Annotated in this window: 12 protein-coding genes, 1 rRNA gene and 1 pseudogene; 9 read left to right on the forward strand and 5 right to left on the reverse strand. The window is 74.0% G+C overall.

The features are described 5' to 3' along the window. Positions 1 to 89 (forward strand): 5S ribosomal RNA (rrf, locus tag V6U77_RS28300); the annotation flags it as partial. A gap of 275 nt (positions 90 to 364) precedes the next feature. Here rrf and V6U77_RS28305 read toward each other — a convergent pair. Then, positions 365 to 1048 (reverse strand): hypothetical protein, encoded by a 684-nt coding sequence (locus V6U77_RS28305; protein WP_334609808.1) that lies wholly within the window; start codon positions 1046 to 1048, stop codon positions 365 to 367. 69 nt (positions 1049 to 1117) lie between these two features. Between V6U77_RS28305 and V6U77_RS28310 the strand changes: the two genes are divergently transcribed. The 3 genes from V6U77_RS28310 to V6U77_RS28320 are packed head-to-tail and all read left to right on the forward strand — an operon-like array spanning position 1118 to position 5483. Further along, on the forward strand, positions 1118 to 3736 hold the full coding sequence (locus V6U77_RS28310) for a valine--tRNA ligase (protein WP_334609809.1): 2619 nt from the start codon (positions 1118 to 1120) through the stop codon (positions 3734 to 3736). After that, positions 3733 to 5067 (forward strand): bifunctional folylpolyglutamate synthase/dihydrofolate synthase, encoded by a 1335-nt coding sequence (locus tag V6U77_RS28315; protein ID WP_334609811.1) that lies wholly within the window; start codon positions 3733 to 3735, stop codon positions 5065 to 5067. The genes V6U77_RS28310 and V6U77_RS28315 overlap by 4 nt, the downstream gene beginning before the upstream one ends. Continuing rightward, positions 5064 to 5483, forward strand: coding sequence for a DUF4233 domain-containing protein (locus V6U77_RS28320; protein WP_334609812.1), 420 nt, complete (start codon positions 5064 to 5066; stop codon positions 5481 to 5483). Before V6U77_RS28315 ends, V6U77_RS28320 begins: the two co-directional genes overlap by 4 nt. A gap of 4 nt (positions 5484 to 5487) precedes the next feature. Here V6U77_RS28320 and V6U77_RS28325 read toward each other — a convergent pair whose 3' ends face one another. Beyond that, positions 5488 to 6882, reverse strand: a complete 1395-nt coding sequence (locus tag V6U77_RS28325) for a VOC family protein (protein ID WP_334609813.1) — start codon at positions 6880 to 6882, stop codon at positions 5488 to 5490. 143 nt (positions 6883 to 7025) lie between these two features. Here V6U77_RS28325 and ndk point away from each other — a divergent pair, with 143 nt between their 5' ends. Next, positions 7026 to 7451, forward strand: coding sequence for a nucleoside-diphosphate kinase (gene ndk / locus V6U77_RS28330; protein ID WP_334609815.1), 426 nt, complete (start codon positions 7026 to 7028; stop codon positions 7449 to 7451). A 45-nt stretch (positions 7452 to 7496) separates the two neighbouring features. Here the strand turns inward: ndk and sigJ are convergent, their stop codons facing one another. Together sigJ and V6U77_RS28340 are read right to left on the reverse strand one after the other, a co-directional pair. Next, positions 7497 to 8375 carry an RNA polymerase sigma factor SigJ gene (gene sigJ / locus V6U77_RS28335; RefSeq protein ID WP_334609816.1) on the reverse strand — a complete coding sequence of 293 codons (879 nt, stop codon included), beginning with the start codon at positions 8373 to 8375 and terminating at the stop codon, positions 7497 to 7499. Further along, complete coding sequence (locus V6U77_RS28340; RefSeq protein WP_442934531.1) at positions 8372 to 9040, reverse strand: carboxymuconolactone decarboxylase family protein; 669 nt, start codon at positions 9038 to 9040, stop codon at positions 8372 to 8374. The genes sigJ and V6U77_RS28340 overlap by 4 nt, the downstream gene beginning before the upstream one ends. 90 nt (positions 9041 to 9130) lie before the next feature. Here V6U77_RS28340 and V6U77_RS28345 point away from each other — a divergent pair, with 90 nt between their 5' ends. After that, the gene (locus V6U77_RS28345; RefSeq protein WP_334609817.1) at positions 9131 to 9826 is read left to right on the forward strand and encodes a lysophospholipid acyltransferase family protein; all 696 of its coding nucleotides are present in this window, start codon (positions 9131 to 9133) and stop codon (positions 9824 to 9826) included. A gap of 103 nt (positions 9827 to 9929) precedes the next feature. On the opposite strand, the gene V6U77_RS28350 is transcribed toward V6U77_RS28345, so the two are convergent. Beyond that, positions 9930 to 11561, reverse strand: a complete 1632-nt coding sequence (locus V6U77_RS28350) for a hypothetical protein (RefSeq protein ID WP_442934532.1) — start codon at positions 11559 to 11561, stop codon at positions 9930 to 9932. A 177-nt stretch (positions 11562 to 11738) separates the two neighbouring features. Between V6U77_RS28350 and V6U77_RS28355 the strand changes: the two genes are divergently transcribed. The 3 genes and pseudogenes from V6U77_RS28355 to V6U77_RS28365 form a co-directional block, all read left to right on the forward strand. Next, on the forward strand, positions 11739 to 13724 hold the full coding sequence (locus tag V6U77_RS28355; RefSeq protein ID WP_334609818.1) for a TIGR03960 family B12-binding radical SAM protein: 1986 nt from the start codon (positions 11739 to 11741) through the stop codon (positions 13722 to 13724). Positions 13725 to 13897: 173 nt separating this feature from the next. After that, complete coding sequence (locus tag V6U77_RS28360; RefSeq protein ID WP_334609821.1) at positions 13898 to 14632, forward strand: TIGR03936 family radical SAM-associated protein; 735 nt, start codon at positions 13898 to 13900, stop codon at positions 14630 to 14632. Positions 14633 to 14763: 131 nt separating this feature from the next. Next, positions 14764 to 15375, forward strand: a pseudogene (locus V6U77_RS28365) (hypothetical protein); the annotation flags it as partial.

A 15375-nucleotide genomic window follows, 5' to 3' on the forward strand; every position in this document is an offset into this window, starting at 1 on the left:
CCGGTTACATTCCGAACCCGGAAGCTAAGCCCTCCAGCGCCGATGGTACTGCACTCGGGAGGGTGTGGGAGAGTAGGACACCGCCGGACAATCTTTCGGTTCAGGGTCACCCTTTCGGGGTGGCCCTGAACTGCGTTGTACAGCAATTTCGCCACTTCGCCAGGGAACAGGCGCCGACGGCGTCAACCGACGAACAGGAGCGACCGGGAACGGGACCGGGACGCCGCTGCGAGACGGAGGCACAGGCGAAGTCAAGGGGCGGGCGACCCACCCCGAGGCTCTTGGCCCGGTACATGGCGGCGTCGGCGCGTAGGCCAAGCCAAGGGCGCAGGCGGGACAGCGGCGCCCAAGGCGTCGGGAGGCGTCAGCCCCGGGTCTGGATCTCGGCGCGCATCGCGCGGAAGAGCCCACCGGCGTCGTCGATCGAGCGGCCCGGGAACATCCCCATCACGACGCTGCCGTGATCGGCCCAGCCGCAGACCGCGAAGTCGCCGCCGTCGCCGCTGGTGGTGCCGCACTTCATCACGCCGCCCAGGCGACCGGCGGGCACCTCGCGCAGCCCCGTCACCTTGCCGGCCTCGTCGGTGAGCAGCCCGAACAGGCTGTCCAGGTCGCGCTCCGGCTGCCAGAGCAGAGTCGTACCGCCAAAGACCAGCACGGAGCGCTTGTCGTCGGCGGGATCGCGGTAGACGGTGCCGAAGCTGCTGTCCAGGTCGATGTCGGCGGCGAATCCGCTGCGCAGGTAGTCGGAGGTGCTTCGGGCCCGGTCGCTGTCGTCGCGGACGAGGCCCGCCACCCGGTCCGGGGTGGCCAGGTCGGCGTCCTTCTGCTGGGCCACCCGCCAGCCGGCCGTGCCGAGCACCGCGGCGCCCGCGAGCCCGACCGCCGCCGCCGCGGCCCACGCCACCCGCCGGCGCCTCGACCGCGTCGCCCGCCGCTGCGGGACCTTCTCCGGGTCCCGGTTGCTGAGCTGGATGGGCTCGTCGGTCAGGTCGATCGGTTCGGGCCCGTCCACGGACGGGCGCTGGGTGAGATGTGCGTCGGACATAGCCGACACCGTACGCGAACGGCAGGTGGCGCACGTCGGGTCCCGGGAAGCGCTCCGTAGACTTTCAGGGTGACCGAGAGACTGGATGCCCGACGCCCCGACGCCCCGACGCTTGCCGGCCAGTACCAGCCCGGCGAGGTAGAGCAGCGACGGTACGAGCAGTGGGTAGCCGCCGGCCACTTCCGGGCGTCGGCGGACAGCGACAAGCCCCCCTTCACCATCGTCATCCCGCCGCCCAACGTCACCGGCTCCCTGCACATGGGCCACGCGTTCGAGCACACCCTCATGGACGCGCTGACCCGCCGCAAGCGGATGCAGGGCCACGAGGCGCTGTGGCTGCCCGGCATGGACCACGCCGGCATCGCCACCCAGAACCTGGTGGAACGGCAGCTCGCCGGCGAGGGCCTGTCCCGGCACGACCTGGGTCGGGAGAAGTTCGTCGAGCGGGTGTGGCGGTGGAAGGCCGAGTCCGGCGGCGCGATCCTCGGCCAGATGCGCCGCCTCGGCGACTCCGTCGACTGGGACCGTGAGCGCTTCACCATGGACGAGGGCCTGTCCCGGGCCGTCCAGACCATGTTCAAGAAGCTCTTCGACGACGGGCTGATCTACCGGGCCAACCGGATCATCAACTGGTGCCCGCGCTGCCTGACCGCGCTGTCGGACATCGAGGTGGAGCACACCGACGACGACGGCGAGCTGATCTCGATCCGCTACAGCGACGACGTCGTGGTCGCCACCACCCGGGCCGAGACGATGCTCGGTGACACGGCGGTGGCGGTCCACCCGGACGACGAGCGCTACCGGCACCTGATCGGCACCGAGGTCCCCGTGCCGCTGACCGACCGGCGGATCCCGATCGTGGCCGACGAGCACGTCGACCCGAGCTTCGGCACCGGCCTGGTCAAGGTGACCCCCGCCCACGACCCGAACGACTTCGAGATCGGCCAGCGGCACGACCTGCCGTCACTGACGATCATGGACGAGCGGGGCGTCATCACCGCGCACGGCCCGTTCCAGGGTCTGGACCGGTACGAGGCGCGACCCGCCATCGTCGCCGCGCTGCGCGAGCAGGGCCGGATCGTGGCCGAGAAGCGGCCGTACGTGCACGCGGTGGGGCACTGCTCCCGGTGCAAGACGACCGTCGAGCCGCGGCTGTCGCTGCAGTGGTTCGTCGACACCGCCCCGCTGGCGAAGGCGGCCGGCGACGCGGTGCGCGACGGCCGGGTGAGGATCGAGCCGGCGGAGCTGGCCAAGCGGTACTTCGCGTGGGTCGACAACATGCACGACTGGTGCATCTCCCGGCAGCTCTGGTGGGGCCACCGCATCCCCGTCTGGTACGGGCCGGACGGCGAGATCGTCTGCGTCGGCCCAGACGAGGAGCCGCCGACGGGTGAGGGCTGGCACCAGGACGAGGACGTGCTGGACACCTGGTTCTCCAGCGGCCTGTGGCCGTTCTCCACGCTCGGCTGGCCGGAGCAGACCCCCGACCTGGCGAAGTTCTATCCGACCAGCGTCCTGGTGACCGGCTACGACATCCTCTTCTTCTGGGTCGCCCGGATGATGATGTTCGGCCTGTACGCGATGGACGGCCGGCAGCCGTTCGACACGGTGGCGCTGCACGGCATGGTCCGCGACCAGTTCGGCAAGAAGATGTCCAAGTCGTTCGGCAACGTGGTCGACCCGCTGGACTGGATCGACCGCTACGGCGCCGACGCCACCCGGTTCACCCTCGCCCGGGGCGCCAACCCGGGCGGGGACGTGCCGGTCAGCGAGGAGTGGTGCCAGGGCTCGCGCAACTTCTGCAACAAGCTCTGGAACGCCACCCGGTTCGCGCTGCTCAACGGCGCCCACACCGAGGGGCCGCTGCCAGCGGCCGACACGCTCTCGACGGTCGACCGGTGGATCCTGTCCCGGCTGGCGCACGTCACCGCCGAGGTCGACGAGCAGTTCGAGGCGTACGAGTTCGCGAAGGTCTGTGACCTGCTCTACCACTTCGCCTGGGACGACGTCTGCGACTGGTACGTGGAGCTGACCAAGCCGGTGCTCGTCGAGGGCGGCCCGGCCGCCGAGGCGACCCGCCGGGTGCTCGGACACGTGCTGGACCAGCTGCTGCGACTGCTGCACCCGGTCATCCCGTTCGTCACCGAGGAGCTGTGGACCGCGCTCACCGGCGGCGAGACGGTCATGACTGCCGCCTGGCCGGTGGCGGACCGTACCGGAGTCGACGACGCCGCGGAGGTCGAGGTCGGCACCCTCCAGCGGGTGGTGACCGAGATCCGGCGGTTCCGCTCGGACCAGGGGCTGCGCCCGACGCAGCGGGTCGCCGCCCGACTCGACGGCCTGGCCGCCGCCGGCATCGCCGCGCACGAGCCGCTGATCCGGTCGCTGGTGCGGCTGGACGCGGCCGGCGACGACTTCCAGGCCAGCGCGACGCTCGCCATGCCCGGCGAGGTGAGCGTGGGCCTGGACACCCGGGGGACGATCGACGTGGCCGCCGAGCGGGCCCGACTGACCAAGGACCGGGCGGCCGCCGAGAAGGAGGCCGCGCAGGCGCGGGCGAAGCTCGGCAACCCGGCGTTCGTCGACAAGGCGCCGGAGCCGGTGGTCGCCAAGATCCGCGACCGACTCGCCGTCGCCGAGGCCGACCTCGTCCGCATCGACGCCGCTCTGGAGGCGCTGCCCTCGTGACCGACCGCACCGAATTCGCCGCCGTCGAGGCCGAACTGGCCGGCCGCGGCTTCACCCGCATGGCCTTCGAACTGGACAAGATCGAGTCGCTGCTGGACCTGCTCGGCAGCCCGCAGCGGGCGTACCCGTCGATCCACCTGACCGGGACCAACGGCAAGACGTCGACGGCCCGGATGATCGACTCGCTGCTGCGGGCGTTCGGGCTGCACACCGGCCGCTACACCAGCCCGCACCTGGAGACCGTCCGGGAGCGGATCAGCCTGGACGGTGAGCCGGTGGACGAGGGGCGGTTCGTCGCCACCTACCGGGAGATCGAGCCGTTGGCCCGGCTGGTCGACGAGCGCTCGGCCGAGCCGCTGACGTACTTCGACATGACCACCGCGCTGGCCTTCGCCACCTTCGCCGACGCCCCGGTGGACGTGGCGGTGGTCGAGGTGGGCCTGGGCGGCGCGGAGGACGCGACCAACGTGCTCCAGGCCGGGGTGTGCGTGCTCACCCCGGTCGGGCTCGACCACACCGAGTGGCTCGGCGACACCATCCAGGACATCGCGCTGGCCAAGGCGGGCATCATCCACAAGGGCGCGACGGTGATCTCCGCAGCCCAGGAGGAGGAGGCCGCCGGGCCGATCCTGGAACGCTGCGCGGAGGTGGGCGCGACCATCGCCCGCGAGGGCGCCGAGTTCGGGGTGCTCCGGCGGGCGGTGGCCGTCGGCGGGCAGGTGCTCACCCTCCAGGGCCTCGGCGGCGTCTACGAGGAGGTCTTCATCCCGCTGCACGGCGCCCACCAGGCCCAGAACGCGGCGGTGGCGCTGGCGGCGGTCGAGGCGTTCCTCGGCGCCGGGGCGAAGCGGCAGCTCGACGTGGAGGCGGTCCGGGAGGGCTTCGCCGTGGCCAGCTCGCCGGGGCGGCTGGAGCGCGTACGCAGCGCGCCGACCATCCTGCTCGACGGCGCGCACAACCCGCACGGGATGGCCGCCACCGTCACGGCGTTGCAGGAGGAGTTCGCGTTCAGCAAGCTGGTCGCCGTGGTCGGCGTCCTCGCGGACAAGGACGCGGCCAGCCTGCTGGAGCTGCTGGAGCCGGTGGTCGACCAGGTCGTGGTGACCCGCAACAGCTCGCCCCGGGCGCTACCGGCGCGGGAGCTGGCCGAACTGGCGGCCGAGGTCTTCGGGCCCGACCGGGTGGAGGTGGCCGAGGAGATGCCGGACGCGATCGAGACGGCGGTGGCGATGGCCGAGGAGGACGTACCGGGGGAGCTCAGCGGGGTCGGGGTGCTGGTCACCGGGTCGGTGGTGACCGTGGCCGACGCCCGCCGGCTGCTGAAGCGATGACCGGGCCGGAACGCGTCACCGCGGACGGCGACCGTCCGGCCGGGGCGGCCGACGGGGCCGCCGGCGGGCGGCCGCCGCGCCGTTCCGGGCTGCGCAACCCGGAACGGGCGGTCCGCGGCCTCGGCGCCGGCACGCTCAGCCTGGAGGCGCTGGTGCTGGTGCTGGCCATCCAACCGATCCGGGTGGTCGGCGGCGACCTGGGCGGCACGGCGATCGGGGTGGTCGTGGCGCTGGCCGTGGCGGCGGTGCTGCTGGCCGGCATGATGCGCCGGTCGTGGGCCTGGCACGCCGGCACCGTCCTGCAGGGGCTGCTGATGCTGGCCGGTCTGCTGCACTGGTCGCTGCTCGTGCTGGGCGTCGTCTTCGCGCTGGTATGGGCCTACGCCCTGCACGTGCGCCGGGTCATCCTGGGCTGACGGGTCAGGCCTCGGCGCGTTCGCGCCACTGGGTCAGGGCGATGCCGTGCCCGTCCGGGTCCCGGAACGCCGCCGCCCACACCTCCAGCTTGGTGCCCCGGTTGACCACCCGGGGGGCGTACGTGAACCGGACGCCCGTCCCGCGTAGCCGCTCGTAGGCGGAACCGATGTCGTCGACCTCGAGGTTGACGTGCACCAGCCGGCGGCTGATCGGCGCCGCCTCGGTGACCTCCCGCAGCACCAGGCGGGTCGTGCCGGAGGCGAGCACCGCGTTGCCGGAACCCCGGTCGACCTCGGTGAAGCCCAGGTCGCGGTAGAAGGCCAGCGATCGGGGCAGGTCGGTGACGAGGAGGGTCAGGCCCACACCGGCGATCGGCGCCCCGAACTCGTCGCCGGCCGAGGTGGACTCGTCGGCCCCGTCGCCGGCGCCGGCCGCCGGCCCGGTGCCGAAGATCGCCTCGTCCAGCTCCTCCGGGCTGATCCGCTCGTCGCCGATCCGGTCGCGGGGCGGGGCGGGGTCGTCCAGGGGGAGGTCGATGGGGTCCCCCGGCGCGGGCGGGTCGCGGCGCTCGCCGGACACGTCGAAGCGCTCCTCAGCGGGTGGCCGGGGCGTCGGGGTCGCCCGGCGCGGCAGGGTGCCGGTGCCGGGCTCGACGAGCGTGCCCTCCAGCACGACCGGCCCACCCGGGCGCTGGTGCATCACGACGGGCTCGCGCTCCTCGGGCCGCCCGGCCCGGTCCCGACCGAGCGGATCGTCCAGCGGATCCCCGACGGGGTCGCCCAGCGGGTCACCCGCCGGCCCCCGGAAGTCGTCGCGGAAGTCGTTCCGGAAGTCGTCGCGGTAGTCGTCCTCCGGCGCCCGGTCCGCCCACGGCGGGGCCTCCTGCTGGATCAGGACGTCGTCCATGTCCAGCGGCTCGGCGCCCGCGTACTCGGGCGGCAGGTCGGCGGCCGCGGCGGCGGCGGTCTCCGTGTGGGTGGGCACGTCGTCCCAGAGGACCCGGACGTGGCGCTGGTCGTCCAGGGCCACCCGGATCGGCAGCGTCTGGCCGAGCGACGGCCACTTCGCCACCGGCACCCGCGGCTCGATGATCTTCTTGGAGCGGGGTGGCAGCCCCGGGGCGTCGATCACCAGCTGGAGTTCGCAGCGGCCGAAGGCGTACTGGGTGGGCGGCTCGGAGGCGCTGTGCACGTGCCCCTCGCCGATGACCCAGGTGCGACCGCCCCCGCGCACCGTGGCCAGCGCGATGGCCAGCACCAGCAGGGCGACGCCGAGAGCCACGATCGCCCAGCTCGTCATGCCGAGGCCGAAGAGGACGACGAAGGTGGCCACGGTGCCCAGCACCGCGGCGATCAGCTTGCGTACCGGCGCGATGGGTCGGTTCCCGCCATTCGCCACAGTGGACCTCCCGAGGGTCAAGGGCCAGGCTAGGCCGGATCGGCCGCCGGAGGAAGGACCGACCGCCGCGCCGGCGCCGGGACCGGGTCGCTAGGCTGACCGTACCCAGCCCGAGCGTCTTCCGCGCACAGGAGGAACCCAGCGTGTCCAGCAGCAGCCCCGATGAGCGCACCCTCGTACTGATCAAGCCCGACGCGGTCCGCCGCGGGCTGGTCGGCGAGGTGATCTCCCGCTTCGAGCGCAAGGGGCTGCGGATCGACGCGATGGTGTTCCGGGCGATGGACGCCGCGCTGGCCGACGAGCACTACGCCGAGCACGTCGACAAGCCGTTCTATCCGCCGCTGAAGGACTTCATGACCGGCGGCCCGCTGGTGGCGCTGGTGCTCTCCGGCGACCAGGTCATCGACGTGGTGCGCGGGCTCGTCGGGGCGACCGACGGGCGCCGGGCGGCGGCCGGCACGATCCGCGGCGACCTCTCCCTGTCCAACCGGGAGAACCTGGTGCACGCCTCCGACTCGCCGGACAGCGCGAAGCGCGAGATCGCGCTCTGGTTCCCCGAGCTGGGCTGAGCGCCCGGCCCGCCACCGTCGCGGGCCGGCTGACGGCCGGCCCGCTCAGTACGCCCACCGCAGCTTGTCCGGGTTGCCGACCACGTGCAACGCGGTGATCCGGCCGCCGGCCGCCGCGACCGTCAGCGCGTACCTGCCCGCGTGCGCGGGCACGATCAGCGCGGCCGGCTGGCCGTTGAGTTCCAGCCGCCGCACGGTGGGGCGGCGACCCGGCCCGTACAACCCGGCGAAGAAGCGGGCCACCCGGTCGGCGCCGGTGACCGGGTTGCGTGCCGCCTTGACCCGGCCCCCGCCGTCGGTCCAGGCGGTGGCGTCCGTCGCGACCAGCCCGGTCAGCGCCGCCAGGTCGCCGTCGCGGGCGGCGGCGAGGAAGGCGTCCAGCAGCCGTTCCTGCTCGGCCCGACCGGCGGTGAAGCGGCGCCGGTCCTGGCCGATCCGGGCCGCCGCCCGGTGGTGCAGCTGCCGGCAGTCCGCCACGGAACGGTCCAGGATCCCGGCGATCTCGGCGTACGGCAGCTCGAAGGCCGTGTGCAGCACGTAGACGGCCCGCTCCGGCGGGGTGAGCCGCTCCAGCAGGTGCAACAGGGCGGTGGAGAGCGAGTCGCGCAGCTCCACGGAGTCCAGCGGCCCGAACGGTGACGGCGCGGTCGGCACCGGCTCGGGAAGCCACGGCCCCACGTACGTCTCCCGGGCGGCCCGCACGGCGCGCAGCCGGTCCAGCGCCAGCCGGGTGACCACCCGGGACAGGTAGCGCCTCGGCTCGGCGACCGTCGCCCGGTCGACCCCCAGCCAGCGCAGGTACGCCTCCTGGAGCACGTCCTCCGCGTCGTGCCGGCTGCCGAGCAGGCGGTAGGCCAGGCCCAGCAGCATCGGCCGGTGCGCGTGGAGCGCACCGGCCGCCTGCGTCGCGTCGGGACCCGTCACACGTCCTTCGGGAGGTCGTTGCGGCAGGTCACGGCGATGCGGTTCCACACGTTGATGGTGGCGACCGCCATCAACAGGTCGGCGAGTTCCTTCTCGGACCACACCTTCGCCGCCGCGTCCCAGACGTCGTCGGGCACGCCGTGCTCGCCGAGACGGGTCACCGCGTCGGTGAGTGCCAGCGCGGCCCGCTCCCGTTCGTCGAAGAAGGGCGCCTCCCGCCAGGTGGCGACGGCGAAGAGCCGCCGGTCCGACTCGCCCGCGGCGAGCGCGTCGCGGCTGTGCATGTCGACGCAGAACGCGCAGCCGTTCAGCATCGACGCGCGCAGCTTCACCAGCGCCAGCACGGTGTGCCCGACGTTGGCCCGGACGTACTTCTCCAGTCCCAGCACGGCCTGGTACGCCTGCGGTGCCACCTCGGCCACGTTCATCCGTTGCATGACGACCTCCTCGGTCCGGTCGATGTTGACACCCCCACGACGGCGCGCGGTGGGCCGGGCGTGACACCGGTGGGCGTGAGCCCGGTCACCCCGGGCGACGACCGAGGAGCGGAAGACCGCGGGAGCTGGCGGGTGACCGTCGCCGTCGGCGGGGTACGGGTCGGCGGGGGCCGGTGCTCCGGCGACGTCGGCCGGGGCGCCGGCGCCGACCGCGACACGCCCGCTCACCAGGCGGTCGACCGGCCACCCGGGCGACACCCCGTGGACCCGTCGGTTACCGTGACACCGCCTGTTCGCACACACTCCGCCGGAGGACCAGTGCCCCTGCTCTACACCATCGGCAAGCTCACCGTGGCGCCCGCGCTCCGGCTGGCCTTCCGTCCGACCGTGGAGGGGCTGGAGCACATTCCGGACACCGGGGGAGCGATCTTCGCGGGCAACCACCTCTCGGTCGCCGACGAGCTGTTCCTCGGCACCGTCGTCCCCCGGCACCTGGCGTTCTGGGCCAAGTCGGAGTACTTCACGGGCACCGGCCCGAAGGGCGCCCTCTCCAAGCACGTGCTCACCGGCCTGGGCGCCATCCCGGTCGAGCGGGCCGGCGGTCGCGCGGCGCTGTCCGCATTCGACGCCGCCATCCCGGTGCTCAAGGCCGGTGACCTGGTCGCGGTCTATCCGGAGGGGACCCGGTCGCCGGACGGCCGGCTCTACCGGGGGCGCACCGGCGCGGCCCGGCTGGCGGTGGCGGCCGGCGTGCCGATCATCCCGGTCGGCATGACCGGCACCGACAAGGCGCAGCCCATCGGCACCCGCGTGCCCCGCCCCGGCCGCGCGAAGATCACCATCCGGTTCGGCAAGCCGCTGGACTTCACCGGCAGGCCGGACGACCGCACGTCGCTGCGCGAGATGACCGACGAGGTCATGGCCGAGATCCAGAAGCTCACCGGCCAGGAGTACGTGCCCCGCCACGCCCCGCCGCGCGCGCCCTCCGCCACCGGCGGCGACGCCCCGGCCTGACCTCCCGGTCGGGGCGCCGCCCCCACCGGCGCGGACGCCACGGGGCGGCAGCGACCGCGTCTTCTTCCGTCGACGCCCCGACGCCGGCCGGGCCGCGAGGGCCCTACTTCTGCTCGGTCGTGACCATCTGCTCCCGCAGCGTGCCGAGCAGGGTGGCGCTGTCGTCGAGGGAGAGGCGGGTGAAGACCGCGGTGGCGATGCTGCCGTGGTCGACCGAGGTGCACACCACCACGTCCTGGCCGTCGGCGCGGCCCACCGCGCAGCGTTGGTGCCGGCCGCGTACGCCGGTGTCGACCACCTGGGCCTCGCCGAGCGAGTACTGCCCGGTGAGCCTGGCGATCTCGTCCTCCGCGTCCGACTCGGGGGTGAACCGGAACCCCGTGCCGCCGAAGACCGTCACCCGCTTGCCGGCGGGCGTGCTGTAGATGCCGGCGAAGGTGTCCTCGGCCAGCCAGTGCGCCTTGCGCACCTCCGTCTCCAACTGCTTGGCGGTCGCCTTGCTGGTGTTGTCGTCGCGCAGCCGCAGGTCGGCCACCTCGGCGGGCAGGCTGGCGTTCGCCGGGTACTGCGACGTCATCGGCACGCCGTAGTAGGCCGGGCAGCCACAGCAGCAGGCCAGGATGAGCAGCAGCATCCACGGCCACCGGCGACGCCTGCGGGCGGGTTTCGGCGCGTACCCCTGGGGGGCCTGGGGTCCGGGTGGCGGTCCGGCCGGCGGCGCCGCCGCCCGACGCTGCCTGGGCGGTGCGGGCGGCGGCGACGGGGGTGGTGCCGGCCGGGCCTGGACGGGTGCCCGGGAGGCCGGCGGCGGGGAGACCGGCGCCCGGAAGGCCGGCGGCGGGGAGACGGGGTAGGCCGGCGGCGGGGCGGCCGGGTACGCGACCCGGGGCGGCGCGGGGCGCGGTGGTTCCGGCGGCGCCGGGGAGTGCACGGGTGGCGCGGGCGGCCCGGAGTACGGCCGGGGCGACGGCGTCGCGGGGTAGGGCAGCGTCGGCGTCGGTGGCGGTGGCGGTGGCGGTGGGAGGTCCCATCCGCCGGTGTCCGCGCCCGCCCACGGGTCGACCGGCGTCAGGTGCTCGGGCTGCTCCGGCGGGGGTGGCGGCACCGGCACCGGCACCGGGGGGATCTCGGCCGACTCGCCCCACGCCCGCTTGCGCGGCTTCGGCGGGGGAACCGCCGCGGAACCGCTCCACCGGGGCGCGGGCGGCTCGGCGGGCAGCTCGTCGGCGGAGAACATCCGGGTGCCCTGCGGTCCGACGGCGGGCGGGTCGTCGGGCAGGAGCCGCGTGCCCTCCGGGCCGGCGGCCGGCGCGTCCTCCGACGGCCGGCGGACGCCCTCCGGTGCGGCGGCCGGTGGGCCGTCGTCGGGCAGGAGGCGGGTGCCCTCCGGTCCGGTGCCGGCCGGGCGCTCGGGCCCGACGTCGCGCGTGTCGTCCGACCCGGCGCGGCGGGCGTCGTCCCGCGGGCCGGCCTCGCCCGTGTCCCGCTCGGCGATGGCGTCGCCGGAGCCCCGCGGCCCGGCGTCGACCGCGTGCTGCGTGACGTCGGTGGCCGTGCCCGGCCCGGGGTCGTCGGTGGGCAGCTCACGGGTGCCCTCCGGGCCCGTGCCGCCGGTGGGGGCGGGTGCTGCGGGGGAGGTCGGGGGCTCCTCGGTGACCGCCGGATCCTGAACCTGGTCCTGACCCCGGGGGCTCCCGTCGGCCGGCCGGTCCGTGCCCGGCTGCGGCTGCGGCATCGCGGCAATCTCCTCTCGCGCCGGTCCGAGGTTAGTACCGACGCGCCAGCGGGGCGATTCCGGCCACCACTTGACGCCCGCGCCGGCAGGGCCGACGGGGCGCGTCGCGACCTGCTGGTGGCGCGGCGACCGGCGTGCGCGCGGTGGCCGCCGCCGGGCCGCGTACCCTTGGGCATCATGAGCGTCCCGTCCACCACACCGCGCCCCGCCGCGGCCAATTCGGTCTGGCCCCGGCTGGAGCCACTGCTGCCCCAGGTCACCAAGCCCATCCAGTACGTCGGTGGCGAGCTGGGCGCGGTGGTCAAGGACTGGGACGCGGCGGCCGTGCGCTGGGCGCTGATGTATCCCGACGCCTACGAGGTCGGCCTGCCCAACCAGGGCGTGCAGATCCTCTACGAGGTGCTCAACGAGCTGCCCGACGTGCTCGCCGAGCGGACCTACGCGGTCTGGCCGGACCTGGAGAAGCTGATGCGCGCGCACGGCGTGCCGCAGTTCACCGTCGACGCGCACCGCTCGGTGCGCGACTTCGACGTCTTCGGCGTCTCCTTCTCCACCGAGCTGGGCTACACCAACCTGCTCACCGCGATCGACCTCGCCGGCATCCCGCTGCTCGCGGCCGACCGCACCGACGCCGATCCGGTGATCGTGGCCGGCGGGCACGCCGCGTTCAACCCGGAGCCGATCGCCGACTTCGTCGACGCCGCCGTGCTCGGCGACGGCGAGGAGGCGGTCCTGGAGATCACCGCGATCGTGCGGGAGTGGAAGGCCGAGGGCTCCCCGGGCGGGCGCGACGAGCTGCTGCTGCGGCTGGCCCGCACCGAGAGCGTCTACGTGCCGCGCTTCTACGACGTGGACTACCTGCCCGACGGCCGCATCCAGCGGGTGGTGCCGAACCGGCCGGACGTGCCGTTCCGGGTGCACAAGCGCACGACCATGGACCTGGACGCCTGGCCGTACCCGAAGAAGCCCCTGGTGCCGCTCGCGGAGACCGTGCACGAGCGGTACGCGGTGGAGATCTTCCGGGGCTGCACCCGGGGCTGCCGGTTCTGCCAGGCCGGCATGATCACCCGCCCGGTCCGGGAACGCTCCATCACCACGGTGGGGCAGATGGTGCGCGAGGGCCTGGAGTTCTCCGGGTTCCACGAGGTGGGCCTGCTGTCGCTGTCGTCGGCCGACCACTCCGAGATCGGCGACATGTGCTCCGGCCTGGCCCAGCAGTACGAGGGCACCAACGTGTCGCTCTCGCTGCCGTCGACCCGGGTCGACGCGTTCAACATCGACCTCGCGCAGGAGCTGTCCCGCAACGGCCGGCGCACCGGCCTGACCTTCGCCCCCGAGGGCGGGTCGGAGCGGATCCGCAAGGTCATCAACAAGATGGTGTCGAAGGAAGACCTGATCCGCACCGTCGTGACCGCGTACACGAACGGCTGGCGGCAGGTGAAGCTGTACTTCATGTGCGGCCTGCCCACCGAGACCGACGACGACGTGCTCGAGATCGCGGACATGGCCCACGAGGTGATCCGGGCGGGCCGGGCCGCCACCGGCTCGAAGGACATCCGCTGCACGGTCTCCATCGGCGGGTTCGTGCCGAAGCCGCACACCCCGTTCCAGTGGGCGTCGATGGAGCGGCCGGAGGTCATCGACGGCCGGCTCAGGATGCTCAAGCAGGCGATCAACGCGGACCGCTCGCTCGGCCGGGCGATCGGCTTCCGTTACCACGACGGCGAGCCGTCGCTGATCGAGGGCCTGCTCAGCCGGGGCGACCGCCGGGTGGGCGCGGTGATCCGCCGGGTCTGGGAGGACGGCGGCCGGTTCGACGGCTGGAGCGAGCACTTCTCCTACCAGCGCTGGGTGACCGCGGCGGCCGAGGTGCTGCCCGCCTTCGGTGTGGACCTCGACTGGTACACCACCCGGCAGCGCGACGAGCTGGAGGTCCTGCCCTGGGACCACCTGGACTCGGGCCTGGACAAGGACTGGCTCTGGCAGGACTGGCAGGACTCGCTCAGCGAGTACGAGCAGGACGACTGCCGGTGGACCCCGTGCTTCGACTGCGGCGTCTGCCCGTCGATGGACACCGAGATCCAGATCGGCCCGACCGGGAAGAAGCTCCTCCCGCTCACCCCGATCAACGGTCTGAAGCTGCCCACCGGCGCCCAGCAGTAGCCCCGCGCGGCGGGCGCCGCCCGTGCGCGGCCCGCCGCGTGCCCGGGGCGATCATGTGGCTATCGTCGGCGGCACGCGGGTCGCGAACAGTGCCGCCACGATCAACCGGTTCCGACACGAGGAGCACGACGATCAGCAGGAAACCACAGCCAGAGGGCGGCCAGGCGCCGATCGTGCAGCGGGTCCGCATCCGCTACGCCAAGCGCGGTCCGCTGCGCTTCACCTCGCACCGGGACTTCGCCCGCGCGTTCGAGCGGGCGCTGCGCCGGGCGGGCGTGCCGATCGCCTTCTCCCAGGGCTTCACCCCGCACCCCAAGATCTCGTACGCCAGCGCGGCCCCGACGGGCGTGGCGAGCGAGGCCGAGTACCTGGAGATCGGCCTCCGTGAGCAGGTCGACCCGGCGCAGCTGCGCGCCGCGCTGGACGCCGCCCTGTCGCCGGGGCTCGACGTGCTCGACGCCGTCGTGGCCACCGGGGGGAGTCTTGCCGACCGGATCGAGGCGTCGCACTGGCGCATCGAGTTGCCCGAGGTCGACCCGGAGACCCTGCAACGGGCGGTTTCCGCCTTCACGGCCACGGAAGAGGTGCTGGTCGAGCGGATGACCAAGCAGGGCCGGCGCACCTTCGACGCGCGGGCAGCAGTGATCCGAATCGATGTGATTCCCTCGCCGGAGACGCCTTCCGGGGCGCCGGCCGTACCGTGTGCGATACTCGAACTGGTCGTGCGGCAGGTCACCCCCTCCGTGCGCCCCGATGACGTCCTTTCCGGCCTCCGCGTGGTGGCCGACCTGGAGCCGCCGGTTTCGCCGAGGGTGATCCGGCTGGCACAGGGCACGCTGACCGCGCAGGATGCGATCGCGGATCCGTTGGACGCGGACCGCGACGGGGCAACCATCGGTGAACGCTGACCGTCGGTCGGTGTTCAGGCAGGCAGACTTCGGCGGTCGCGCACCGTGCGCGCCCGGCGGAAACACTTTTGCGGCGACCCTGCGTGGCAGCGCTCACCCGCGCCCGGGGCAGCCAGAACTGGAGAACGTCCATGCTCGAGAACGAGCCCGAGGGCGGCGAACGGACCGGTTCACAGCCGGCCGGCGAGTCCGCTGACAGCAGCACCGTCGAGAACGTCGCCGGCGCGGGGAACGCCGCCGGCACCGGCGAGGCCGAGCAGGCCCCCGCCGCACCGACCCGACGGCGTACCACCAGGCGACGGACCACCCCGCTGAACCAGCCGGAGCAGACCGAGGCGCCGGTCGAGGCGTCGACGGCGCCCGTGCCGGGCAGCGGCGAGGCACCCCAGGCCGAGGTGCTCGCCCCGGTCTCCGGCGACCTCGACACCGCCCCGAAGGCGACGCGCCGCCGCCGCAAGGCCACCACCGCGAAGGCGACCGAGGACGCCGCCGCCCAGCCCGCCGAGGTCACCGCCCAGCCTGTCGAGGCCACGGGGCAGACCCCGGAGGCCGCCGGGGAGACGCCGGCCGCTGTGGAGCAGGCGCCCGCCGAGCCGCCCGAGCCACCGGCCAAGGCGACGCGTACCCGCCGGAAGAAGGCCGCCCCCGCCGCGGCCGAGCCGGCTGCGGAGACCCCGACCGACGTCGCCGGCCTGCCCGCCGGGCCGGCCGCCGCGCCCGCCGGGGCCGCGGAGCAGCCGCCG

The organism is Micromonospora sp. CPCC 205546, assembly GCF_036902715.1.
Taxonomy (GTDB): Bacteria; Actinomycetota; Actinomycetes; order Mycobacteriales; family Micromonosporaceae; genus Micromonospora.